Source organism: Marixanthomonas ophiurae (genome assembly GCF_003413745.1).
Lineage (GTDB): Bacteria > Bacteroidota > Bacteroidia > Flavobacteriales > Flavobacteriaceae > Marixanthomonas > Marixanthomonas ophiurae.
Map to the genome: position 1 here is coordinate 440,309 of NZ_QVID01000002.1, position 25,597 is coordinate 465,905.

23 protein-coding genes are annotated in these 25,597 nt (G+C 35.7%); 10 read left to right on the top strand and 13 right to left on the bottom strand.

Annotated elements, in window-relative coordinates:
• Positions 1 to 91: 91 nt before the first annotated feature.
• Positions 92 to 1,285: a DegT/DnrJ/EryC1/StrS family aminotransferase gene (locus DZ858_RS12150; RefSeq protein WP_117159937.1), complete on the top strand. Its 1,194-nt coding sequence runs from the start codon at positions 92 to 94 to the stop codon at positions 1,283 to 1,285.
• On the opposite strand, the gene ribB is transcribed toward DZ858_RS12150, so the two are convergent.
• The 12 genes from ribB to DZ858_RS12210 all read right to left on the bottom strand — a co-directional run bounded on the left by ribB (position 1,282) and on the right by DZ858_RS12210 (position 13,526).
• Complete coding sequence (gene ribB, locus DZ858_RS12155) at positions 1,282 to 2,430, bottom strand: 3,4-dihydroxy-2-butanone-4-phosphate synthase (RefSeq protein ID WP_117159938.1); 1,149 nt, start codon at positions 2,428 to 2,430, stop codon at positions 1,282 to 1,284. The genes DZ858_RS12150 and ribB overlap by 4 nt on opposite strands.
• 88 nt (positions 2,431 to 2,518) lie before the next feature.
• Positions 2,519 to 3,967, bottom strand: coding sequence for an LptF/LptG family permease (locus DZ858_RS12160; protein WP_117159939.1), 1,449 nt, complete (start codon positions 3,965 to 3,967; stop codon positions 2,519 to 2,521).
• 62 nt (positions 3,968 to 4,029) lie between these two features.
• Entirely contained in the window at positions 4,030 to 4,692 is a 663-nt protein-coding gene (locus DZ858_RS12165; RefSeq protein WP_239990781.1) for a LolA family protein, read from the bottom strand.
• Positions 4,673 to 7,066 carry an FtsK/SpoIIIE family DNA translocase gene (locus DZ858_RS12170; RefSeq protein ID WP_117159940.1) on the bottom strand — a complete coding sequence of 798 codons (2,394 nt, stop codon included), beginning with the start codon at positions 7,064 to 7,066 and terminating at the stop codon, positions 4,673 to 4,675. The genes DZ858_RS12165 and DZ858_RS12170 overlap by 20 nt, the downstream gene beginning before the upstream one ends.
• A gap of 106 nt (positions 7,067 to 7,172) precedes the next feature.
• Positions 7,173 to 8,147 (bottom strand): hypothetical protein, encoded by a 975-nt coding sequence (locus DZ858_RS12175; RefSeq protein WP_117159941.1) that lies wholly within the window; start codon positions 8,145 to 8,147, stop codon positions 7,173 to 7,175.
• A 206-nt stretch (positions 8,148 to 8,353) separates the two neighbouring features.
• The gene (locus tag DZ858_RS12180) at positions 8,354 to 8,713 is read right to left on the bottom strand and encodes a diacylglycerol kinase family protein (protein ID WP_117159942.1); all 360 of its coding nucleotides are present in this window, start codon (positions 8,711 to 8,713) and stop codon (positions 8,354 to 8,356) included.
• Between the two features lie 4 nt (positions 8,714 to 8,717).
• Positions 8,718 to 9,218 (bottom strand): thiol peroxidase, encoded by a 501-nt coding sequence (gene tpx / locus DZ858_RS12185; RefSeq protein ID WP_117159943.1) that lies wholly within the window; start codon positions 9,216 to 9,218, stop codon positions 8,718 to 8,720.
• 149 nt (positions 9,219 to 9,367) lie between these two features.
• The gene (locus DZ858_RS12190; protein ID WP_117159944.1) at positions 9,368 to 9,616 is read right to left on the bottom strand and encodes a DUF6952 family protein; all 249 of its coding nucleotides are present in this window, start codon (positions 9,614 to 9,616) and stop codon (positions 9,368 to 9,370) included.
• Complete coding sequence (locus tag DZ858_RS12195; RefSeq protein WP_117159945.1) at positions 9,597 to 9,911, bottom strand: thioredoxin family protein; 315 nt, start codon at positions 9,909 to 9,911, stop codon at positions 9,597 to 9,599. Before DZ858_RS12195 ends, DZ858_RS12190 begins: the two co-directional genes overlap by 20 nt.
• Before the next feature lie 5 nt (positions 9,912 to 9,916).
• On the bottom strand, positions 9,917 to 10,552 hold the full coding sequence (locus DZ858_RS12200) for a peroxiredoxin (RefSeq protein ID WP_117159946.1): 636 nt from the start codon (positions 10,550 to 10,552) through the stop codon (positions 9,917 to 9,919).
• A 167-nt stretch (positions 10,553 to 10,719) separates the two neighbouring features.
• Complete coding sequence (gene nhaC / locus DZ858_RS12205; RefSeq protein WP_117159947.1) at positions 10,720 to 12,201, bottom strand: Na+/H+ antiporter NhaC; 1,482 nt, start codon at positions 12,199 to 12,201, stop codon at positions 10,720 to 10,722.
• 113 nt (positions 12,202 to 12,314) lie between these two features.
• Complete coding sequence (locus DZ858_RS12210) at positions 12,315 to 13,526, bottom strand: aminotransferase class I/II-fold pyridoxal phosphate-dependent enzyme (protein ID WP_117159948.1); 1,212 nt, start codon at positions 13,524 to 13,526, stop codon at positions 12,315 to 12,317.
• Between the two features lie 176 nt (positions 13,527 to 13,702).
• Here DZ858_RS12210 and DZ858_RS12215 point away from each other — a divergent pair, with 176 nt between their 5' ends.
• Together DZ858_RS12215 and lpdA are read left to right on the top strand one after the other, a co-directional pair.
• A complete protein-coding gene (locus DZ858_RS12215) occupies positions 13,703 to 14,164 on the top strand; it encodes an Lrp/AsnC family transcriptional regulator (protein WP_117159949.1) in 462 nt (153 codons plus the stop codon).
• Between the two features lie 84 nt (positions 14,165 to 14,248).
• Positions 14,249 to 15,652 (top strand): dihydrolipoyl dehydrogenase, encoded by a 1,404-nt coding sequence (gene lpdA, locus DZ858_RS12220; protein ID WP_117159950.1) that lies wholly within the window; start codon positions 14,249 to 14,251, stop codon positions 15,650 to 15,652.
• 71 nt (positions 15,653 to 15,723) lie between these two features.
• Here lpdA and DZ858_RS12225 read toward each other — a convergent pair whose 3' ends face one another.
• Positions 15,724 to 16,911: a hypothetical protein gene (locus tag DZ858_RS12225; protein WP_147309601.1), complete on the bottom strand. Its 1,188-nt coding sequence runs from the start codon at positions 16,909 to 16,911 to the stop codon at positions 15,724 to 15,726.
• A 246-nt stretch (positions 16,912 to 17,157) separates the two neighbouring features.
• On the opposite strand from DZ858_RS12225, the gene DZ858_RS12230 reads away from it, so the two are divergent.
• The 7 genes from DZ858_RS12230 to gap all read left to right on the top strand — a co-directional run bounded on the left by DZ858_RS12230 (position 17,158) and on the right by gap (position 25,596).
• Positions 17,158 to 18,450 (top strand): anthranilate synthase component I family protein, encoded by a 1,293-nt coding sequence (locus DZ858_RS12230; RefSeq protein WP_117159952.1) that lies wholly within the window; start codon positions 17,158 to 17,160, stop codon positions 18,448 to 18,450.
• 135 nt (positions 18,451 to 18,585) lie between these two features.
• Positions 18,586 to 19,272, top strand: a complete 687-nt coding sequence (locus tag DZ858_RS12235) for a helix-turn-helix transcriptional regulator (protein ID WP_117159953.1) — start codon at positions 18,586 to 18,588, stop codon at positions 19,270 to 19,272.
• Positions 19,273 to 19,277: 5 nt separating this feature from the next.
• Positions 19,278 to 19,982, top strand: a complete 705-nt coding sequence (locus tag DZ858_RS12240; protein WP_117159954.1) for a DUF3307 domain-containing protein — start codon at positions 19,278 to 19,280, stop codon at positions 19,980 to 19,982.
• Between the two features lies 1 nt (position 19,983).
• Positions 19,984 to 21,294 (top strand): tRNA lysidine(34) synthetase TilS, encoded by a 1,311-nt coding sequence (tilS, locus tag DZ858_RS12245; RefSeq protein ID WP_117160433.1) that lies wholly within the window; start codon positions 19,984 to 19,986, stop codon positions 21,292 to 21,294.
• Between the two features lie 7 nt (positions 21,295 to 21,301).
• Complete coding sequence (locus DZ858_RS12250; protein WP_117159955.1) at positions 21,302 to 23,302, top strand: protein-disulfide reductase DsbD family protein; 2,001 nt, start codon at positions 21,302 to 21,304, stop codon at positions 23,300 to 23,302.
• Between the two features lie 262 nt (positions 23,303 to 23,564).
• The gene (gene pfkA / locus DZ858_RS12255; protein ID WP_117159956.1) at positions 23,565 to 24,551 is read left to right on the top strand and encodes a 6-phosphofructokinase; all 987 of its coding nucleotides are present in this window, start codon (positions 23,565 to 23,567) and stop codon (positions 24,549 to 24,551) included.
• Between the two features lie 49 nt (positions 24,552 to 24,600).
• Positions 24,601 to 25,596: a type I glyceraldehyde-3-phosphate dehydrogenase gene (gene gap / locus DZ858_RS12260; protein ID WP_117159957.1), complete on the top strand. Its 996-nt coding sequence runs from the start codon at positions 24,601 to 24,603 to the stop codon at positions 25,594 to 25,596.
• Position 25,597: the final 1 nt, after the last annotated feature.

Consider the following 25,597-nt stretch of genomic DNA (forward strand, 5'->3'; position numbering starts at 1 on the left):
AAAAATGAAAAGTTACTAGATACAATCCCTTTTTATTATTGCAACTTCAAGAGTCAAATCCTACCTTTGCTTGTAACATAAAAAATAAACTATGCCTGGATTTGAAGTATTTGGAGCCGAAGAGCGCAAACAAGTAAATGATGTATTGGAGAGTGGTGTATTAATGCGCTACGGTTTTGATGGAATGCGGAATGGTCATTGGAAAGCGAAGCAGTTTGAAACCGCTTTTGCACATCGTATGCAAAGCGCCCATTGTCAATTAGTTTCTAGTGGAACCTCTGCTTTAACCGTAGCATTAGCTTCAGCCGGAGTAGGAGCGGGAGATGAAGTAATTATGCCAACATTTACGTTTGTTGCTAGTTTTGAATCAATAATGATGTTAGGGGCTGTTCCAGTATTAGTAGATATTGACGATACATTAACATTGGATCCAAAAGCTGTTGAAGCTGCCATTACACCAAAAACAAAATGCATTATGCCAGTGCATATGTGTGGCTCTATGGCAGATTTAAAGGCCTTGAAAGAAATATGTAATAAACACAACTTACTGCTGTTAGAAGACGCTTGTCAAGCTATTGGGGGAACTTTTGAAGGGAAGCCTTTAGGTAGTTACGGCGATTTAGGTTGTTTCTCATTCGATTTTGTAAAAACCATTACCTGTGGAGAAGGTGGTGCTGTTATTACAAATTCTGAGAAATATGCTGTGAATGCCGATCAATATCAAGATCATGGCCACAATCACGATGGGACAGATCGCGGAGCAGAAACGCATCCACACTTAGGGTATAACTTTCGTATTTCTGAATTAAATGCCGCCGTGGGTATTGCCCAACTTGATAAATTAGGTTCCATTCTTGAAACTCAAAAAAAGAATTACACTATTATTCGAGATGTTTTAGAATCAATTAAGGGAGTATCCTTTAGGCGCGTTCCGGAAGGAGGAGAAGAGAATTACTCGTTTTTAAACTTCTTTTTACCTTCAGAAGAAAAAGCGAAAAAAGTGCACAAAGCATTATCCGAAAGTGGAGTAGAGGCTTGCTTTTACTGGTACACCAATAATTGGCATTATATTAGCGGGTGGGAACACCTTCGTGATTTGAAATCATTAGCACCTCTTTCTTCTGAAATAAAAAATCAGATTCAAGATTTAAACGATACTGATTTCTCAAAAAGTGACGCATGGATGAGCCGTACCGTTTCTTCTTTAATAAAAATTGGATGGACAGAAGCTGAAGTTAAAAATAGGGCAGAAGCTATGAAAAAAGCGATACAATCGGTGCTTTAGTAATTCACATACTCAATAATCTCTAATCCATAACCAATCATTCCAACACGTTTCGTTTGCTCGCTGTTAGAGATTAAGCGTAATTTATGAATGCCTAAATCGTGTAAGATTTGGGCGCCAATACCAAAATCTTTGTTATCCATTTTAATACGAGATGCTTTTGAAATAGCATCATCACTTTGGTTATCTTTCAACTCCTTTAAACGGTTTAAAAGATTAAGCGATTGACTTTGCTGATTTATAAATACAATAGCACCTTTCTCTTCATTATTGATGACATTAAACATATCATCTAATTTTTTTTCTGCATTGTTGGTTAAAGCTGCTAATATATCACTGTTTACCAAAGTGGCATTTACACGCACAGGAACAGGTTCATTTTCTTTCCAATTTCCTTTGGTAAGCGCAATGTGAACTTGATCGTTGGTTGTTTGTTTATACGCTCGTAATCGATATTTTCCAAACTTGGTGTTAATATCAAAATCTTCCTTTTTTTCAATTAAAGAATCGTGCTCCATTCGGTAGGCAACCAAATCTTCAATAGAAATCAATTTAAGGTCAAATTTTTGTGCAACATCCACCAATTGTGGAAGTCTGGCCATGGTTCCATCTTCATTCAAGATTTCAACCAAAATACCTGCTGGGTCTAAACCAGCCAATCGTGCTAAATCAATGGCAGCTTCGGTATGTCCAGTTCTTCTTAAAACACCGCCTTCTTTTGCACGCAAAGGAAAAATATGTCCTGGTCTTCCTAAGTCATTAGGTTTTGTGTCTTTATTTACTAAGGATTGTATGGTTTTAGCTCTATCGTGTACTGAAATTCCAGTAGTGCAACCGTGACCAATTAAATCAACAGAAACGGTAAATTGGGTATGATGTAAAACAGTATTGTTTTCCACCATCATATTTAAGCTTAATTCGTTGCAGCGTTCTTCAGTTAAGGGGGCGCAGATGAGCCCTCGACCGTGAGTAGCCATAAAGTTGATCATTTCAGGAGTTACCATTTCAGCTGCAGCAATAAAATCGCCTTCATTTTCACGATTTTCATCGTCAACAACGATTACAACCTTACCATTTTTAATATCTTCAATGGCTTCTTGAATAGTATTCAGCTGAATAGTGGTTTCTTTTTCCGTAGGAATCATAGCATTTAATTATGGGTGCAAAGATACGTAATACGAGTTAATTGAAAGAAGTTTTATGGAAAGACAGTTTTGATATATAAGAAATAACTTAACCTTCTTTTTCTTCTTTCTTTTTAAATAGTTTGCCAATTCGCTGTAGAAACGAATCAATATCAACAATACCTTGATCGGTCGTGGCTCTATAGGTAAGCCAGATACTCAACGGAAACATAATGGCTGTACTTAGCCATGTAGCTATAAACGGGTGCATTGTGCCATCTTCAGCACTATTTTTTGCAAAAATACCTATAAAGTGATATGTTAAAAATAGAAGCACAGCAACTACCATAGGCAAACCCATTCCTCCTTTTCTAATAATGGCACCTAAGGGGGCGCCAACGAAAAAGAGAATAATACAAGCTACGCCTAACACATACTTTTCGTGAAAAGCTATCTCAAATTTATTGAGTCGTTTAGATTTTACGAAAAAGTCCCTTTTTTTTGCCTCTACAGATTGTATAGTTCCCCGAGAATTATTGATAGCAAGATCTAAAATACGTACTTTTTCGGATGTATTAAAAATGTCTAAAATAGTGTTGATGGTATCAGTATCTATTTCTTTTCGGTCTAACGATGTGTGATGGGTACCAAACTTTGAAATACCACTTCTAAAATACATGTTATTTGAAAAAGACTTCACATCGGCATTATAACTTCCAGATAACGAATCGAGCTCCACGACCAATTCGCCAGTGGTGTACATATTTTCATTATTGTAGTTGTTGTCTTTGTCAAAATCTGCATTGTTTAGTTCGGTAAGATCAATATTTATAGTATATTCTTTAAATTCACTTTTTGCAAAAGGCTCTCTTTTTTGGTCTTTTATGTCTTTAACCTGTACATCTTCATAATAATTACCATCATTTAAGATCAAGGAAAGGGTATTACTGCCTTCTTCACTGGCTAGCTCACCAGTATCGGCAATGATAACTGTATAATTTCCGTTAGGTTTATCATTATTTTTTTTGTGAATAACAACGTTATCTAAAAATTGATCTTGATCACCACTTTTCTTTGCAACTTTTATATTGAAGTTGTCAATTTGGTTAAATTGCCCTTCTGTTACTACCATAGAAGGTTTTGTTTGCGCTATGTTTCGACGTAAATTTTGCCATTTATATTCTGAATAAGGAATAACATTATTAGCAAAGAAAAAAGCAGTTATCGATAGCATGGCTATAAACACCATAAGCGCTCGCATGGATCTCTGTAGTGAGATTCCAGTAGATTTCATGGCAGCAAATTCATATTTTTCAGCAAAGCTTCCAAAAACCATTAACGACGTCACTAAAACGGTGAGTGGTAATACTAATGGGATTAATCGAGGAGAAACATACCAAAGAAATTTTAGCACAATCCAGACATCAAGATCTTTACCTGCTAGTTCTGAAATGTATAACCAAATGGTTTGCAGTACAAAAATGAACATTAAAATAATGAAAACGCTCAAGAACGTTTTCAAATAGGTGGTTAAAATGTATCTGTCTAATATCTTCATTTGGCTACAAAAATAACATAATAAAGATGATTGTGATTGTGCTTAATCAAAGAAGGTTGTAATTAATCAAGCCTATTAATATAGTACCCGTCAGATTCATATTTTGATTCATCAAAACTGAACAATGTTTTGGAAAGTGGCTGATCAGTTTTAAACGAATTAACCGTTAAGGTGTAGGTAGTACCATTAGCATCGGTCTGTATTAACTTATAAATGTGTTTAGTTTGTACATCTATACCAAGTAAAATATCTTTAATTTCAGCATTTGAATCAATAGGTATCAACTTTACAAACTGAATTTTACGACCTTTTACGTTTTGCGTAACATCCATTTTATAACGATATCCGTTTTCATAAAACGTAAGCATTTTTGAAGGAGTAATCTGCTTATCGTTTTTGGGATTATAATTTGAAATAGTTACCTCTTCATCTTCAGGAACAATGGTGTATATCTTTGTACCATCAAACATACTGGTAGTCCCCAACATATTCAGTACATATTTTTCTCCTGAAATAGTAACATCGCCACGGGTATCTTGACTTACATTTTCTTTTGTGTTGTTCAAGTTATACTTGAAGTCAATTTTAATATTATCATAGCTTTTTGCTTTTGTTGAAACTTCGTTCAACAAATTTTTAGCTTCTTGAGCCTGTAAAAAGCTTACTGATATACATGCTAAAACTATAAAAGTTACTGTTTTCAATTTATGCATCGTTGTTTTCATTATCTAAATGTTGTTTAAGTGCTTCTAATGTTGGTACTAATACTTGTCTGGCTTTACTACCTTCAAACGGTCCTACTATTCCTGCTGCTTCCAGTTGGTCAATAATTCTTCCAGCCCGATTATATCCTAATTTTAACTTTCGTTGTAATAACGAAGCGGAGCCTTGCTGGGCAATAACTAATACTTCGGCAGCTTGCGGAAATAACTTGTCTCGTTCGTCGATAATATCATCAAGAGTTGTGCCACCTTCCTCACTTTCGTATTCCGGTAAATTATAGGCATCGGGATATGCTTTTTGTGAACCAATATACTCTGTAATATCCGCTATTTCGGGCGTATCAACAAAAGCACATTGTAGCCTTGTCAGGTCATTACCCTGCGTGTATAACATATCACCTCGACCAATTAATTGATCGGCTCCAGAATTGTCCAAAATTGTACGGGAATCAATCTTACTGGTTACCCTAAAAGCCATACGTGCCGGGAAGTTGGCTTTAATAATTCCCGTAATTACGTTAACCGAAGGACGTTGGGTAGCCACAATTAAATGGATGCCAATGGCACGTGCCAATTGTGCCAAACGGGCAATGGGTGTTTCCACTTCTTTTCCGGCGGTCATGATTAAATCGGCAAATTCATCGATTACCAAGATAATATATGGAAGGAAACGGTGACCATCGTTCGGATTTAGTTTTCTCTTTTTAAATTTGACATTGTACTCTTTAATATTTCGGCAATAGGCTTCCTTTAATAAATCGTAACGGTCATCCATTTCAATACAAAGCGAATTAAGCGTGTTAATTACCTTATTGGTATCCGTAATAATAGCTTCTTCGCTATCAGGTAGTTTTGCTAAATAGTGACGTTCAATTTTATTGAATAGCGTTAATTCTACCTTTTTAGGATCGACGAGTACAAATTTTACTTCCGCAGGATGTTTTTTGTATAATAAAGAAGTAAGGATAGCATTCAATCCAACCGATTTACCTTGCCCGGTAGCGCCTGCCATCAATAAGTGGGGCATTTTTGCCAGATCGACCACAAAGGTTTCGTTGCTAATGGTTTTACCCATAGCAAGCGGTAATTCCATTTCAGCTTTTTGAAATTTAGGCGAAGCAATCACTGAACGCATCGATACAATACGGGCATCTTTGTTTGGCACTTCAATACCAATAGTTCCACGGCCTGGAATAGGGGCGATAATTCGAATACCTAAAGCTGAAAGCGATAATGCAATATCGTCTTCCAAATTTTTAATTTTTGAAATCCGGATTCCTGCCTCTGGTACAATTTCATATAATGTTACCGTAGGACCAACCGTTGCTTTAATATTTGAAATCCCAATTTTGTAGTTGTTGAGGGTTTCTACAATGCGGTTTTTGTTTTCTTCTAGCTCTTCTTGATTAATGGTAATTCCTTTTCCACCAGTATAATCTTTTAGTAATTCAATAGTAGGGAATTTGTAGTTGCTGAGTTCCAAGGTAGGATCAAACTCGCCAAAATCTTCAACCAATTTGTTGCTAAGATCATCTTCAACTTCCTCCTCCTCAACGGCCTCTTCCACTTCCATGGTAACATCATTCTCTGAATCGGCTTTTGGGGTAGTTTTTAGCTCGGGCTCTATTTCTTTATCTCCTGCCTCATCGGTAGGCAAGTCGGAAATATCTGTTGCAACAGTTGCCGTTTCTTCTGTAGTAACAGTATCGACTACCGATTTTTCATAATCCGTTTGTGAGGGCTTTTCTTCCGAAGTACCTTCAGAGAAATCACTCTTCAGTTCTTTTTTAGTCTTTCTGAAAGCTGCAGCAACCCGATCAGGCGTTATATTTAATCTGATTACAAGATAAACGATTGCTAAAAAAACCATTGCCAAAATAGTTCCAGTAAGGCCTAAATAATCTTGGGATAGGTCGTTAAGTTCATAACCAATGACTCCGCTAAGTAAACTATTGGTTTCCGTAAAAAAACCGAAAAATACAGCAATCCATATCATCACCAATACTCCCCAAAACCAGAATCGTTTTAATTGTGTTTTTGTATAATCGAAAAAATAATAAATTCCTGTTAGTGTAATTAAAAAGGCAAGTATAAAAGCTGCGATACCAAAACCTTCGTACACAAAAAAGTGTCCGACATTGGTGCCAAATTTACTGAGCCAGTTTTGTGTTTCTAGCTCACGTTCGGCAATGATGCCAACTTCACTTTGGTCTGCTTGCCATGTAAAGAAATATGAGAAGAAAGAAAGAATTAGGGCTAATCCTAAGAAAAATAAAAAACCACCCAAAACAATCTTTTGCTGTTTAGAAAGGGCAAAAGAGATCTTTTTACGCGGCGTCTTGGTTTTTTTGGTTGCTTTTTTCTTCTTTCTCGCCATGGAGGATTGGGTTGTCTTTTGGGCAAAAATACAATATAGAACGTCACAAACTACATAAAATTATTGAAAATGCAGTGGTATTTTAGAGAAAGTAAAGTGTGGAAAATTAACTAAATAGAGAATATGTAATTAAAAGCTTTCCGTCTTTTCGCCAACGGACCCAACCTTTTCCGTTTTCTGTTCTATTATCAGATAATAGGACGCCATATAACCAATCTCCTTCTACAAACAGTGGTGTTATTAAGTCAAAGTCAGCGTTTACTTCACCTGCATAGTCCAGAGGCTTGACATGAACTTTTTGGTTATTTTTCGTAATAAACTCAACGCTATTCATGGATAAAATGTATTCTGGCCATCCAACTAAAGTTCCTTTGTTTTTATCGAGGTATGCTATGCGGTTGTCTTGAGCATTGGTTTCTATCTTGACAAATTCATGACCAATGCCCAAAGCTTTAAAATGGATAATACCATAATCTAATTTGAGTTGAGCAGGCAGCAACCAAGGAGGAGCATACGTTGTCGTAAAGTTTTTATGTTTATCTAGAGTAAAAACAATACTGTCTTGTGGTATGTGTTCTGTAAGACCTTTTTCAAGGTTCACTGCTCCATAAAAGTAAAGTGTTCGATGTTCATGAAAATTAGGTATAAAAAAACCAATGCCCATTTCTTTTTCATCGGAATTAATAGGCTTCATGCTGTCACGAAGTTCTAGCAAAGCTGTGGGTTCTGTTTTCGCTTCCGTAGGCGGTATTTCTTTGAAATCAGGTTTCTCTTCTTGCTTGTTTTGGCGTTCTAAATAACGATAATGTGTAATACCATAAGTGATTACAAGCAATAAAAGAAGCAGCCAATTAAAGCGAACTATAAGCTTATGCTTTATATGGTACGCAATAAAAAAGGAAAAAATAAAAGCAATTCCTCCAAATAAGGCACCATAGCCTAAAACAATAGCACCACCTGCTAATCCCTGATTTTTACCTGCTTCTAATAAACCAGCAACGTATAAACCAATTGCAAAAAACACAAGTAGCATTAAAAAGTAAAAAGCAATATTTGCTAGCTTTAGAAGTTTTTTCATCATTTAAAAACTAAGTGTTTTATCAATGGTTTTACAAATTTTCAAATCAATATAAAACTCTTCACTTAACTGAAACGATAAAAGAAAAACACATATAGTGGTAGGTGCATGTTTCATTTTTAAATTATTTGGTCGTATTAAAGATACCCAAATTAATTAAATGAAAACAGTATTGCAATGTAGTAATTATCTGACTTATAGACTATTGGTTAAAATTTTGGAATGTAAATAATACATCCTATTATAATCGCCCCAATTGCAGCAAAGAAAACTGCTCCAGCGGCTACATCTTTTATAAGTCCTATTTTATTATGAAAATCAGGATGAACAAAATCGGCAATTTCTTCAGCTGCAGTATTTAATCCTTCAATGCTCATCACTAATGCAATGGCAAATACTTGGAGCATCCATTCGGTTGTAGAAATATTAAAATAAAAACCAGCAATAGTCATTATAACCCCTATAAAAGCCTGCATTTGTATGCTATGCTCATTCTTGAGTAACATCCAAGCACCTTTGGCTGCGTAGCCACAACCTTTAAGGCGTTTACCAAGAAAGGAATTCCACATATTATTATAATAATGGCTTTAATGCTGATAGATAATCGGGCTCTTCACCAATTTCAGGTACTTGTTGTGAGTGAATTACAGTACCTTCTTCATCTAAAACAATTACAGCTCTTGAATGAAGTCCTTCTAAAGCACCGCTAATCATCTCTAGTCCATATTCTTTCCCGAAGTTTCCAGTTTTAAAGTCTGAAAGGTTAGTTACGTTACTAATATCTTCATCACTTACAAAACGTTTTTGAGCAAAGGGAAGATCGCGTGAAATACACAATACTTCGGTGTTTTTTAAACCCGTTGCTTTTTCATTAAACTTTCTAACAGAGGTAGCACACACATTAGTGTCTATACTCGGAAAAATATTTAAAACAATGCGTTTGCCTTTATAATCTTCAAGGGTCTTGGTTGACATGTCTTGTGCCGTCAGTTTAAAATTAGGGACTTTGTCACCTTTTTGAGGTAGCTTCCCTGAAGTTTCAATTTTATTTCCGCCTAATGTAATATGTGCCATTTTTGTCTTTTTTATATGAAATATAAAGTTACATAATCCTTTTGTTGATATTTCTAAAAGTAATCATAAACATTTGACTCTTTTCTGGAAATAAAAATCCCCCAACAATTATTATGAAGGGGGATTTTAAAAATATTATTCCTTACGTGCTACCGGTCTATAGAGCCAATAACTTTCTTTGAAAAAGCATTAGCTGCATCACGTTCCGGCATTCCGTCTTCGATCATTTTACTAACTTCTAAAGCACCACAAAGATTGGTGATTAATTCACCCACGACATTTAGCTCTTCGTCACTAATACGATTGTATTCGCTAAAAGACTCTAAAACTTCAATGCAGTTTTCTATTTGTGCTGTAGAGTTATTGCGTTGTAAGTGTTTAATTACTGGCAACTTCATCTACTAATTCTTTTAATGGATCAAACTTGTTGGTTTGAACCTGATTAACAAATTTTCCGTCTTTGAAGGTTGCAAAAGTTGGCAAGTTATCCACGGTAGCCATTTGGCGGCTTTCTGGGAATTTTTCTGCATCAACAATTACGAATTTAAAATTTTCTACTTCATTAGAAAGCTTTTTAAATTTCGGTTTCATCAATCTACAGTTACCACACCAAGATGCAGCGTACTGTACAACCACATTTTGCTCTTCTTCAACCAGTTGTTTTAAACTATCTTCTTTAAGCTCTACTAACATACTGTTTAGTTTTGTAGGTACGTAGCAACACCATCACGGGTAGCAATCATACCTTCTTTACCTTCTTCCCAGTTAGCTGGGCATACTTCCCCTTTTTCTTGAACGTGTGTATATGCATCAACTAATCTTAGGTATTCGTTTACGTTACGACCTAATGGCATATCGTTTACACTTTCGTGAAATATTTTACCTTCTTCATCAATAAGGTATGTTGCACGATAGGTTACGTTAGAACCTTTAAGAGTAACTAAATCTTGTTCTTCGTCATACGATTCTCCTTCAATATCAAGAATGCCTAATGCGCTAGAAAGGTTGCGGTTTGTATCGGCCAATAGTGGGTAAGTAACACCTTCAATACCTCCGTTGTCTCTTGGTGTGTTTAACCACGCAAAGTGAACTTCAGGAGTATCGCAAGAAGCACCAATTACCATTGTGTTTTTATCTTCAAACTGCTTTAAAGCCTCTTGAAATTTGTGAATTTCAGTAGGGCACACATAAGTAAAGTCTTTAGGGTACCAGAATAAGATTACTTTTTTATTATTCTTTTTAGCTTCTTCTAGAACGTTAATTTGAAGGGTGTCGCCCATCTCGTTCATAGCATCTACTGTAATATTTGGAAATTGTTTTCCTACTAATGACATATAATTTTATTTTTAAGGTTATTGTTTTATTTCAAGAGCAAAAATAGGAGAAATAACCGCGTGATTTTCTAAATGAAAACGTAAAATTCTATCTAAGTATAGATAAAACAAATAGTTCATGATTGTAATTATAGAAAAAACATTATAATACTTGTGAAGTATAAGTTTTAAGCAGCTTTAGCTTCATTGAGCATTTTAATTTTGATACGGAAAGCGGCAAAAAACAGCGTCATAAACGGACTTAACCAGTTGAAAACCGCAAAGAAAAGATAATCTACTACGGGTACACCTAATACGCCGCTGTGATATGCTCCACATGTGTTCCAAGGGATTAAAACAGAAGTCACGGTACCACTATCTTCTAAAGTTCTAGATAAGTTCTCAGGAGCTAACCCTTTGTCTTTATAGGCTTGTGCATACATTTTTCCGGGTACTACAATAGCCAAGTATTGATCACTTGCTGTAAAGTTTAAACCTAAACAAGTAAAAACGGTACTCGCAAATAAACCAAATGTGGTGTGAAATAAGTTTAATAAAGCTCTACTTATAGCAGCTAAAGCACCAATCGCTTCCATTATACCGCCAAAAACCATAGCACATATAATTAACCAGATTGTACCAAGCATTCCGTACATTCCTCCAGCTGAGAACAAATCGTTTAATACCTCACTATTTGTAGGAATAGCGATATCTACTGTTATAGCATTCATAACTCCTTTATAGCCACTCATAAAAGTTAAGTTATCAGACCCACCTATAGCGGCAACTACATCAGGTTGAAAAATTAAAGCAAATAGACCTCCTAATAAAGTACCTATTAATAAAGCGATTAAAGGAGGTGTTTTTTTAATTATCATTCCAATAACTAAAACAGGTACAAGAAAAAGCCACGGACTTACAGTGAACGACGCTTCAATCGAAGATAATATAGATGCGGTATCTGCTACGCCTTCTGTATCTAATGTAAACCCTATTACTACAAAAACTAATATGGTAATTATAATGGTTGGTATCGTGGTTAATGTCATATACCTAATATGAGTAAACAAATCAGTACCCGCCATAGCTGGAGCTAGGTTTGTTGTATCACTTAAGGGTGAGAGTTTATCTCCAAAATAGGCACCAGAAAGTACAGCACCAGCAGTCATTCCTAAAGAAATACCAAGGGCTTCGGCGATTCCTATTAAAGCAATACCGACAGTCGCTGAGGTTGTCCAACTACTTCCTGTAGCTACCGAAATTATTGCACAGATAACAACACAAGCTGCTAGGAAAATAGTAGGATTTAATACTTGTAATCCGTAATAAATCATGGTGGGTATAATACCGCTTAAAAGCCAAGTACCAGCTAAAGAACCAACCATTAATAATATGAGAATAGCTCCGGAAGTGGATTTTATATTTTTAGCAACTTCCTCTATCATCATTTTGTAATCTACTTTATTGTACGATCCTACAATGGCAGCTACAGCAGCTCCCATTAATAAAATAAATTGATTACTTCCGCTTAACGCATCGTCCCCATATACATAGACATTATAGGCCAGCATTCCTATTAAAGCAAAAACGGGAATTAAAGCTTCCCAAATGTTTAGATTCTTGTTTTCTATAACGTTTTCGTTTTCAGGACTTTGGTTTTGGCCTTCCATATGAGGTGTTTAAATTAGATGTAATGTTACGATTTTGTAAAATGGTATGCAAATGAAAAAGCGGACGCGAATATTATTTCACGACCGCTTTTATAATAAAAATAGGCTCCAATTTATAAAACTCCAACCTTAACCATGCATGCTCGCATCATATCATAGGTGCGTTCTATATTGTTATCTAACCCAATAGAAAAACGTATCAACCCATCGGTAAGACCCATCTCGGCTTGTTCTTCCACAGAAATTTCTGAAGATGTTGACGTACCCGGAGCACTAAACAACGTTTTATAAAAGCCTAAGCTTACAGCCAAATACCCTAAGTTTCGTTCTTGCATGAGTTCCATCAATTCATTGGCTTTATCTAAGCTTCCAACATCAACGGTCAACATACCGCCATACCCATATTCAGCATTCATCATTTTTTTGAATTTTTCGTGACTTGGGTGTGAAGCTAAACCAGGATACACCGTTTTCAACCCATCCTCTTGGAATTTTTCTGCTAAATACATTGCATTTCTACTGTGTTGCTTCACTCGAATATGCAACGTACGCATATTTTTAAGGATAGAAGCTGCGCGCATACTGTCCATCGATGCTCCCATAAGCATACTGGCGCCGTCATTTACGCTTCTAAGTTCATTGATAAACTCTTGTGTTCCGCACATAACACCACCCATAGTGTCGCTACTTCCATTTATGAATTTTGTTAAACTATGTAGCACTACATCGGCTCCAAACTTTGCAGGAGAAACCGAAAGAGGAGAGAAGGTGTTATCTACCAATAGTTTTATACCGTGTTTTTTAGCGAGTTTAGAAAGTTCAGCAATATCGGCTACTTCTAACAACGGATTACTTACGGTTTCACAAAAAATTACTTTTGTGTTTTCGGTAATCGCTGCTTCAACTTTATCAATATCCGTAATATCCACAAAAGAAGTATTGATGTTTAAGCGGGGAGCAAAGTTTTTTAGGTAAGCGTAGGTCCCTCCATAAATGGTTCGGCTAGAGACTACATGATCGCCAGCACAGCACAATTGCATGATGGTTGGTACGATAGCGCCCATTCCGGTTGCGGCAACATTTGCCGTTTCGGTACCTTCCATAGCGGCAAGCGCTTCTCCTAGATATAAATTAGAAGGAGAAGAGTGACGCGAGTATAGGTAGCATCCTTCTGCATTACCTTCAAAGGTATCGAACATGGTTTTTGCTGAAAGGAATGTGTAGGTTGAAGAGTCTGAAATAGATGGGTTTACACCCCCAAACTCTCCAAAATATTGAAGATCTTGTATGCTGTCTGCTGGGTTAAAATCTTTAGAATCGGCCATTAGAATATATTTTAAGTTTATTGTTTTATTTCAATTCATTCAAAAATAGCTGTTATTAGACTATTTATCAATGGCAGTGTAAATATTTAGAATATAAATCTATTTAAGTGGTATTTTGTAGGTATTATTACTGAAATATCTGTAAAATTCAGTATGTTTCAGAAAAATTTTCAGAAATGAATTTAGACACAATAGACAAAGCCTTATTGCAGTTGCTTCAAGAAGATGCAAAACAAACTAATAAACAACTTTCTTTACAGTTAAATTTATCAGTTACAGCAGTTTATGAACGTATAAAAAAATTAGAACGTGAAGGTATAATCACTAAATATGTATCCATATTGGATAAAGAAAAAGTAAACAAAGGATTTACGGTTTTTTGTCATATAAAACTGGTACAGCATGCCCAAGATTACTTAACCAAATTTGAAGAAGAAGTCACGAGTCTGGATGAGGTTTTGGAATGTTTTCATGTAAGTGGGGACTATGATTACTTATTGAAAGTGGTAGTGAAGGACATTAAGCAATTTCGATCATTTATGGTAAACAAGCTTACCACTATTAAACACATAGGGAGTACACAGAGTTCGTTTAGTATTAGTGAAGTGAAGAATACAACACAGCTAAGTTTACAGTAATAAATTAACAATCCTTTACATTTCAAAATTGCCCATTGTTAAATTACATTGTAACTTTGCGGTTTTAAACCAAAAACACACCTTATGAGCACCTATGATGTTGCCGTTATCGGTTCTGGTCCCGGAGGATATGTTGCAGCAATTCGTTGCGCACAACTAGGGATGAAAACCGCAATCATTGAAAAATATAATACTCTTGGAGGTACATGTCTTAATGTAGGCTGTATCCCGAGTAAAGCATTGTTAGATTCTTCACACCATTATGAAGAAGCAATAAAACATTTTGAAGACCACGGAATTGAGATTCCTGGTGATGTAAAAATCAACTTCAAAAAAATGATCGATCGTAAAGCTTCTGTAGTGGAACAAACTACGAAGGGGATTGATTTCTTGATGAACAAAAACAAAATTGATGTACTTACCGGTGTAGGTTCTTTTAAAGATGAAACACATATCGTTGTTTCTTCTGAAGATGGAGACAAAACCATTGAAGCAAAAAACACCATTATCGCAACAGGAAGTAAACCAGCGACACTTCCTTTTATCGAATTGGATAAGGAACGCATTATAACTTCAACTGAAGCATTAACTTTAAAGGAAATTCCGAAGCATATGGTTGTTATTGGCGGTGGTGTTATTGGTTTAGAGTTAGGCCAAGTATATCGTCGTTTAGGTGCAGAGGTTTCCGTAGTAGAATATATGGATCGTATTATCCCAACGATGGATAAAGCGCAAAGTAAAGAACTTACCAAGGTGATGAAAAAACAAGGCGTGAAGTTTTATGTGTCACATAAAGTTTCCGCGGTTGAAAGAAAGAAAGATGAAGTTACCATTACGGCGACTGATAAAAAAGACAAAGAAGTAACGTTTACAGGTGATTACTGCTTAGTTTCAGTAGGAAGAAGACCGTTTACCGATGGATTAAAAACTGACAAAGCAGGTGTGAAAGTAAATGAAAAAGGACAAATTGAAGTAAACGAACACTTACAAACCAATGTAAAAAATATTTACGCTATTGGGGATGTAGTTCGTGGTGCTATGTTAGCGCATAAGGCAGAAGAGGAAGGTGTATTGGTTGCTGAAACCTTAGCCGGACAAAAACCACATATAGATTACAATCTTATTCCTGGTGTAGTTTACACCTGGCCAGAAGTTGCTTCTGTAGGAAAAACAGAAGAGCAATTAAAAGAAGATAAAGTTGATTATAAAAGTGGTCAGTTTCCAATGCGTGCTTTGGGAAGAAGCCGTGCTAGTGGTGATACCGACGGATTTGTAAAAATCTTAGCCGATAAAGAAACCGATGAGGTTTTAGGAGTCCATATAGTAGGAGCCCGTGCTGCCGATTTAATTGCAGAAGCTGTAACAGCGATGGAATTTAGAGCTAGTGCAGAAGATATTGCACGTATGAGCCATGCGCACCCAACCTATGCTGAGGCTGTTAAAGAAGCTGCATTAGCAGCGACTGAAAATAGACCAATACATAGTTAAAAACAAATTTTAATATAAATCAAAGCCCTTTGAAACTTCAAAGGGCTTTTTTATGCGGGGGAAACTTATAATTAATCTGTAACTGTAACTTTCCAATCATTAGCAACTGGATCTACCATTAAAGTTGTTGAAGAGTTTAAAACTCTAATTGTAACTGTATCTATAGCACTTACGTAGCAACTCCAAATTAAATTACCTTCAATACTTGTGTCAGGTGCACAAGAACAAGAATTTCCTACTTTAGCACCTGGAACAGTAACTGTTTCTTCGATAGTACTTAATGTATTTATGTTTGATAAATCAATATTAACTGTAGCTTTATAACCTTTCATGATTACTTGTCTCGAAGTATCTGGTGTAAAATATAAGTCAGTACCATCATATTCTATGGCTCCTTTTTCAGCGGTGGTTAAATTAGTTCCTTCGGTCAGTTTTAAAGGAGCAGAACCAGCGGCAGCTTTACCAGCCCGTATGTGCAAGGTAGCAGTTGGGTCTTCTTCGGTTAAACCTACATTTCCTGTATTTCTAACTACAATACGTTCTATTTGACCCACACTTCCTTCTGGCACTGTGCTTATCACAAACCGTGAAGGTACACTACCGGGAGTAGCGACTCCATCCATATAGTACCGAAAACCTCCATTTTCACGTATTTGGTTACCATCATGTGTTTTTACTACAAAAGAACCTATTTCTCCATTGGCTTTTAGAGGACCAGGGGTTTCAAGTGTTCCGCCAGTATTGTATAAAATGTAGTTTGGTGGGTTTTCATTAGCACTGGTAATTTGAAAATCATTATCACCAGGACCTCTAAACTCAAAACGTTCCACAGGGTCATCTGTGCCAAAACCAATACGGCCATCGTCGGTTATGACCATGTCTGTACCGGTTAGTTTTGCTCGCGTGGCAAATATTAAGTTGTCTCCACTTGGGTTAGTTCCAGCTTTCCATTCTTCGGCACCGATATTGATCCATTTTGTTTGATCATCATCCCAATAATAAAAACCTTTGTCGTCTGTGCCAATGGCATTATTTAAAAATGCTAACATACCATCTTGATCTGCTCCAGGGTTTGTAGCTGGAAAAGCATCAAATTGTGGTATTAAAATACCATCATAGTTGTTAGGTGTAGATTGGCTGGAAGCTTTGATGTCCAGCAAGCTTTTTGGTGTAGTTGTTCCTATACCAACCTGTGCATGCAGGTAGGGGGATATGCATAGAACCAAAATTACCAATTTGGTACATGTAATTTTGCTCATAAGTAATAGATTTGGGTTATCTGTTAACAATACTAATAAAAAAAATAAACACAACTCATTGATTTGTAGGTAAATTCGTATAAAAATCATTGAATCGTATCATATTTACGACTAAATACTGTGTTTGGTTTCTTTTTTAGAGTTTTTTTGATGTGGTTTCAAGTTTCAATTTAAATATCTTTGAAAAATTAAAAAGTATTTCTTCTTGAAAAGGAGCTATACTGCTACTTTTATAAACATTTTGTTATGCGAGAAATTAAAAAAGTATCGATAAACTCTTTAGACGAATTAAAACCTCGAATCCTTTTGTGGGCACAACAGTTTGAAGAAGTTGCATGGATGGATAGTAATAGTTTTAAAGACGGTCATAGCAAGTATAGTGCAATATTGGCTGTAGATGCTTTTACGGCGATTAAAACCGATTCTTTTAATGCTTTTGAAAAACTCGAAGAATACCAAACCACCACCAAAGATTGGCTTTTTGGTTATTTAACGTACGATTTAAAAAATGATGTTGAAAACCTTTCTTCTTCTAATGTTGATGGCTTAGCTTTTCCCGATTTACAATTCTTTCAACCTAAAAAAATCTTCTTCTTTTCTGAAACTGAAGTAGAGATTCATTATCTAAATATGGTAGATGATGAATTGGAAAACGATTGGCTAACTATATTGAGTACTGACCTTTCTGAAACTTCTAATACGAATAATTCAGTTAAAATTAGCTTACGGACCTCCAAAGATGCTTATTTCGAAAAAGTAGGCGCTATGCTGAAACATATAGAACGCGGCGATATATATGAAGCTAATTTTTGTCAAGAGTTTTATACGGAAGACACGGTAATTGACCCTTTATCCACCTTTCTTCATTTAAACGAAATATCTCTGTCACCCTTCGCTACCTTTTTAAAATTTACGGGTCTATATGCGTTGTCTGCCTCTCCAGAACGATATTTGAAAAAGACAGGTGATGTTGTCGTTTCACAACCTATTAAAGGAACGGCTAAACGATTGTCTAATGCTTCCGAAGATAAAAAAATGATAGAAGAATTGCAGAGCGACCCAAAAGAACGCAGCGAAAATATTATGATAACCGATTTGGTGCGAAACGATCTGTCCCGAATTGCGAAAAAGGGAACAGTAACAGTGGAAGAGCTATGTAAAATCTATACGTTTGAACAAGTGCATCAAATGATTTCTACCATTCGTTGTGAAGTAAAAGACTCGGTTTCTCCTGTTGAAATTATTAAAAACAGTTTTCCTATGGGCAGTATGACGGGGGCTCCTAAAGTTTCAGCGATGAAAATTATTGAGCAATTAGAAGACGCTAAACGCGGTTTATACAGTGGAGCAGTAGGTTACTTTACACCTTCTGGAGATTTTGATTTTAATGTGGTAATTCGAAGTATTTTATACAACGAAGAAAAAAAATACGTTAGTTTTTCAGTGGGTGGTGCTATCACAACAAAATCCATTATTGAAAATGAATACCAAGAATGCCTGTTAAAAGCTAAGGCCATGCGAACAGTTTTAGAATCCTAACAATTGATAATACTCATAAAGTATATTTATGTGTTTTAAATACCATATTTACTATTTATGACTTTAAAAGCTCATAAATATATTTTATGCTTTTAAATACGCATATTTTTGTATATTTGACCAAAAGAAGTAATAATGATGTATTCAGTTTTATCTGGAGATATAATCTCATCGACTAGTTTGCATAATAAAGATCGTAATTTGGTAGAGAAAGAGCTCGCTAAATTATTGAAAAAACTAGAAGCCGAATTTGAGGTATATGGTCGTATTGTAAAAGGAGATTATATAGAATGTGTAGCTCCGAAAGCTGAGGATGGCTTGCGGGTCGCGCTAGCAATTAAAAGTTTTGTGAAGTCAATCCCGATTGAATTGAGTAGTTATAAAAAAGACAAAAATCGTGTCCGCCTCTTTAAAACCCACGGATTACGATTGGCAATAGGGTATGGACCATTAAGCCGGTATAATCCTAAAAAAGGGGTTATTGATGGAGAGGCTATATATTTGTCCGGTCGTGAAATTAGTGGGATGTCAACACATAATAAAGAACGGGTAGTTATTAAAAACACCTTGTTTTTTGTTTCAGAAAACGAAACTCTCAACAATCGGTTCAAACCTGTTTTTGAATTATTGGACACCTTGCTAAGCAAAGCAACCGCAAGGCAAAGTGAAGTGTTGTATTTAAAATTGCTAAATCAGCAAGAAGACGAAATAGCGAAAACATTGGGTATTGGCCAATCAGCTGTTAATAGGCATTCAACAAGTGTTGGCTGGAATGCTATTGAAACGGCCGTACTGGATTTTTCAAAAACACTTTCTAAATAACCACTATGGAATTTTCAACCTTTTTATTACTTCAATTTTTGGCACATTTACTGGCCGACTACTTTTTCCAGTGGTCTACAATGGCCGAACAAAAAAATCGCTTGGGTTTTAAAAGTGGTCTCTTAATTTGGCACGTGCTCATTGTTTTTGTATTCTCTTGGCTCTTGGCATTTCAATTGAGTTTTATTTATGGAGCTGTAATAATAGCTGTGCTGCATTATGTTATAGATGGTTGCAAGCCCTATATAAGCCGAAACAATTCAATAGGCCGTTACGCCTTTTTTATAGACCAGACACTTCATATTATCGTATTGAGTCTTGTTTGCTGGGGATTTGCCGTTTATCAAGGAATCGACTCTTTATGGCAGCCGCCAATTAGTATCAAAGGCTTATTTTTAATTGTGGGGTATTTAATTTGCTTAAAACCGGCAAATATTTTTATTCGTGAAGTATTTAGCGCCACCCAAATTGAAGTAACCAGCGACAATGAGCTTCCCAATGCCGGGAAAGTAATCGGGGTGCTAGAGCGGTTGTTAACCTTAACCTTTATAGTAATTGACCAATACGAAGCAGTTGGCTTCCTTATTGCAGCAAAATCCATTTTACGCTATCGGGATGAAGAAACGCTAAAAACCGAGTATGTTTTAATTGGTACCATGCTAAGCTTTGGTATTGCAGTTGTCTTAGGGATTATAACAAATGCAATCTAATATGCTTCAAAAATTTAAGGAACATCTTGGCACTCATTTTTCATTCTTAAAAGAAAAAAAAATACTTATAGCCTGCAGTGGAGGAGTAGATAGTGTTGTACTCTCTTTTTTGTTGAAAAAATCAGGATTTAATATTGGCTTGGCGCATTGTAATTTTTCCCTGCGTGGAAAAGAAAGTGATGGGGATGAAACTTTTGTGATAGACTGGGCCGATAAATTGTCCATTCCCATTTTTACGGAAACATTTGATACCAAGGAATTTGCAAAAGACCATAAGTTTTCCACACAAATGGCAGCCCGAGAATTGCGTTATCATTGGTTTAATGAGATTTTAAAAGACTTTAAGTACGATTATGTTGCAACCGGCCATCACGCCGATGACGATTTGGAAACATTTTTTATCAATCTAAGCCGCGGCAGTGGATTGCAGGGCTTGACTGGAATTCCAGACATAAATGAAACAGTAATTAGACCATTACTACCCTTTTCTCGACCTGAAATAGTTGCTTTTGCTGAAGAGAATACATTAAAGTGGCGAGAAGACAGTAGTAACACTTCAACCGATTATTTACGTAATAAACTACGCCACGATGTAATTCCCGAGTATAAAAATGCAGTGGAGGGTGTATTACAGAATATTCAGAAAACACAAAAGTATTTAAAAGACAGTCAAGATTTAATTGAAGATTATATGGCGTTGGTTTATAATCTTGCCGTTACTGAAAATTTTGATGGGTACACGCTTCATATTGAAAAACTGCAAGAACTTCCACACACCGAAGCGGTTTTGTATCAATTATTACATCCGTTTGGATTTACAGATTGGCCAGTTGTTTCAGAATTGTTAAAAGCACAAAGTGGAAAACAGGTTTTCTCAAGTACACATAGATTATTAAAAGATAGAAATGTGTTGTTATTGACAAAAATCACTTCAAAAGAGAGAAAACAAGAAATTTTAATAAAAAAAAGCACAAAAAAAATAGAATCCCCACTACAAATGGAGCTTAATCCTATCGATAAAATAGGGTATATTGACAACAGTGTGATTTACGTTGATGAAGATAAACTACAATACCCTTTAAAACTTAGAAAGTGGCGTAAAGGCGATATATTTCAGCCCTTCGGAATGAAAGGAAAAAAGAAATTAAGTAAGTTTTTTAAAGATGAAAAGCTATCTTTGGTAGCCAAAGAAAAACTTTGGGTACTGTGTAGTGATTCAGAAATTATTTGGATTATAGGTCACAGGGCTGATGAACGTTTTAAAGTAACTTCAAAAACAACAGATATATTGAAAATTACGGTTAAAAATTAATACTACAATGAAAAAATTCCTCTTACTTTTTATTTCAGTTTTTTGTTTGTTTAATACGCTCAATGCACAAGTTTTAGATCCAGTTTCTTGGGAAGTAACAATCCAACAAGAAAAAGGCGATTTATATAATGTGATAATGACAGCTACCATAGAAGAAGGCTGGCATTTGTACAGTCAAAAACAATTTGGTGAAGAGTTTGAAGGTCCTATTCCTACTGAGTTTGCTTATAATAACACACCAGAAACTTTTACATTGGTAGGCGAAACCCAAGAACCTGATGTAGCCCCAATACACGATCCAGTTTTTGACCTCGATGTCATATTTTTCGGAAATAAAGCCACCTTTATCCAACCAATAAAGGTGATTAATTCGGAAGGGTTAAAAGTGAATGTCGAGATTTACTATTCAGTTTGTGATGATGAAAAATGTTTACCTCCAGACACAAAAACATTTGAAGTTGATTTAGCTTCAGGAAAAAGTAAAAAGGATTTGGCCGAAGTAACAGCAGATGACTTAGAAAAAACTGCTGCACTGACGATTGATATTGGTAACAAAGACCAATATAGAACAGAACAAGAAGAAGGTTCTGAAAAAGGTTTTCTAACCATCTTTTTATTAGGATTTGTAGGAGGGTTAATTGCTTTATTAACACCTTGTGTCTTTCCTATGATTCCGTTAACCGTTTCATTTTTTACAAAAGGGGCTAAAAACAAGAAAAAAGGAATGGTCAACGCTATTTTATATGGCCTTTTTATTTTTGCAATTTACTTATTGCTTAGTTTACCTTTTCATTTACTAGACTCATTAGACCCTGAAATACTTAATAATATATCAACTAACACTACATTGAATATTATCTTTTTTGTGATATTCATGGTGTTTGCTTTTTCTTTCTTTGGTTTTTATGAAATTACCCTACCAAACTCTTGGAGCTCAAAAATGGATAGTAAAGCTTCAAGTATTGGAGGTATTATTGGCATATTTTTTATGGCATTAACACTTGCCATTGTTTCATTTTCTTGTACAGGACCTATTTTGGGTTCTTTGTTAGGAGGTTCATTGACGAGTGACGGAGGCGCAATGCAACTTACCTTTGGTATGGGAGGTTTTGGACTGGCATTAGCCTTACCATTTGCACTTTTTGCGTTATTTCCAAATTGGTTAAACTCATTACCAAAAAGTGGAGGATGGCTTAATACGGTTAAAGTAGTATTAGGCTTTATTGAATTAGGATTAGCATTTAAATTCCTTTCAAATGCTGATTTGGTAGAACATTGGGGACTTTTAAAACGTGAAATATTTATTGCTATCTGGATACTGTGTGCCTTGGGAATGGCATTATATCTTTTTGGTTTTATTCGCTTTCCGCATGATGGGCCTAAAAAGAAGAGACCAGCTATTGGTAATATTTTAGTTGGCGTAGTAACTTTTGCTTTTATGCTTTACTTAATTCCGGGTTTAACAAACTCTAGTTATGCCAATCTTAAACTATTAAGTGGATTCCCGCCACCACTATTTTATAGTGTTTATGATAAAGATACAGAAGCACCTTTGGGTCTTGAAGCTTATAAAGATTTAGACGAAGGTCTAGCTGTTGCAAAAGCTTCTGGAAAACCAATTATGATAGATTTTACGGGTTGGGCATGTGTAAATTGCCGAAAAATGGAGGAACAAGTGTGGAGCCGTCAAGATATTTTTGAAACTATAAATGAAGATTATGTTTTGATTTCATTATATGTTGATGACAGAAAGGAACTACCCGATGACCAAAAATTTAATTTTTTAAAACCAAGTGGAGGCGTAAAAAAGATTAAAACAATAGGGGATAAGTGGGCAACGTTCCAAACAGTTAATTTTAGAAATAACTCACAGCCATATTATATTTTAATGGATTCTAACTTTAATCTATTAAATAAACCTGTTGGTTATACACCTAATGCAGATGAATATCTATATTGGCTTGAAGAAGGGCTTAAAAACTTCTCTGGAGAAACTGAATCAAAATAGAGATAAAAGAAAAGCGTCCCGACCTTTCGGCGGGACGCTAATAACAAACCTAACTTAGTAAATTTTAATATAGTAACGATTCTAATTTTTTATCCCCACAAAAAATTATAATGCAGTTACATATTCACTAATACACTTCCAAAGATATGACTTGTTTGTACGTAAAACCATACGTGCATACACGTATTTTTTTCAATTTTTTTTTTATTTAAAAGAAATATAGGTATTGCCTAAGTGGCATTATTCATTTAGTTTTACAGAAATGACCCAAACAATAAACAAAATTGCGGTTTTAACAAGCGGAGGTGATGCACCTGGCATGAATGCAGCTATACGAGCTGTAGTACGAGCTTGCGCTTTTCATAAATTAGATTGTGTAGGTATTTTTAGAGGGTATGAAGGTCTAATTGAAGGAGATTTTAAACCGTTAGGGCCTCGTTCTGTAAAAAACATTATTAATAAAGGAGGAACCTTTTTAAAGTCTGCTCGATCTCAGGAGTTTAGAACCAAAGAAGGCAGAAAAAAAGCTTTTGAGCAGTTAAAAAAAGAAAATATTGACGCCTTAGTAGCTATTGGAGGAGACGGCACCTTTACCGGAGCATCCATTTTTACAGAAGAATTTAACTTTCCAATCGTAGGGCTTCCAGGTACTATAGACAACGACATATATGGCACCGATGTAACTATTGGTTATGACACCGCATTAAATACCGTAGTTGAAGCCATTGATAAGATTAGAGATACCGCAAATTCTCATAACCGCCTTTTTTTAGTGGAAGTGATGGGTAGAAATGCAGGAAGCATTGCTTTAAATGCAGGTATTGGAGCCGGCGCTGAAGAAATATTGATACCTGAAGAAAATTTAGGTCAAGATAGATTAATAGAATCACTTAAACGAAGTAAGAAGTCAGGTAAAACTTCAAGTATTATTGTAGTCTCTGAAGGGGATCAAATAGGAAAAAATATTTTTAAACTCGCTGGTTATATTGAAGAGAACCTCAATGAATATGAAGTACGGGTAACGGTGTTAGGCCACATTCAGCGTGGAGGAGCACCTAGTTGTTACGATCGCGTCTTGGCAAGTAGGTTAGGAGTTAGCGCTGTAGATACTTTATTAGATGGTAAAAGCAATATTATGATTGGTATTTCGCACAACCAAATTACTACCGTCCCTTTTTCTGAAGCTATTAAAAGTAGTAACGATCTCGATTTAGAATTGGTTCGAGTGGCGGATATTACTTCGATTTAATTTTAGTACCTTATTAATTGAGTGAATCTTTTAAAAGATAATAAAGAATATGACAAAAATTGCAATAAATGGTTTTGGACGCATAGGAAGAATCGCTTTCCGCATCGCTTCCCAACGTGATGATATAGAGATAGTAGCAGTAAATGACTTGGTGGATATTGAGCATTTGGCTTATTTGCTAGAATTTGATTCCATTCACGGCAGATTTCCAGGTTCTATTTCTGTAGAAAACAATAGCCTCATTGTAAATGGAAGGAAAATTCGTGTTACTGCTGAAAAAAAACCGGAAAACCTAAAATGGGACGAAGTTGGAGCTGAAATTGTAATTGATTGTACAGGTGTTTTTAAAGAAAAAGATAAAGCGGAAGCACATCTCAAAGCTGGAGCTAGAAAAGTGGTTATATCAGCACCTTCAAAATCAGTTCCGATGTTTGTGATGGGTGTAAATCACATCGATATAAAACCCGAAGATACTATTGTTTCCAATGCATCGTGTACAACTAATTGTTTGGCGCCAATGGCAAAACTTATTAATGATAAATTGGGTATTGTAGAAGGGTTGATGACAACCGTTCATTCCACGACCGCTACACAATCTACAGTCGATCAACCTTCAAAAAAGAACTATCGCGTAGGTAGAAGTGCCTTACGAAACATTATACCAACCACTACTGGAGCTGCAGTGGCTGTAACAAAAGTAATCCCAGATTTAGAAGGAAAATTGACGGGAATGGCTTTTCGAGTGCCTACAGCAGATGTTTCGGTAGTAGATTTAACGGTACGAACCAAAAAAAGCGCTACGTATAATGAAGTAAAAGCACTCTTTAAAGAAGCTTCAGAAAGCGACTATAAAGGCGTAATTGGTTATACGGAAAAACAAGTTGTTTCGCAGGACTTTGTAAGCGATCCAAGAACGTCTATTTTTGATGCAGAGGCAGGAATTGCCCTTAATGACAATTTCTTTAAGCTAATAGCTTGGTATGATAATGAATATGCTTATTCAGCGAAGTTAATTGAACTTACCGCTCACGTTGCAACACTTTAGG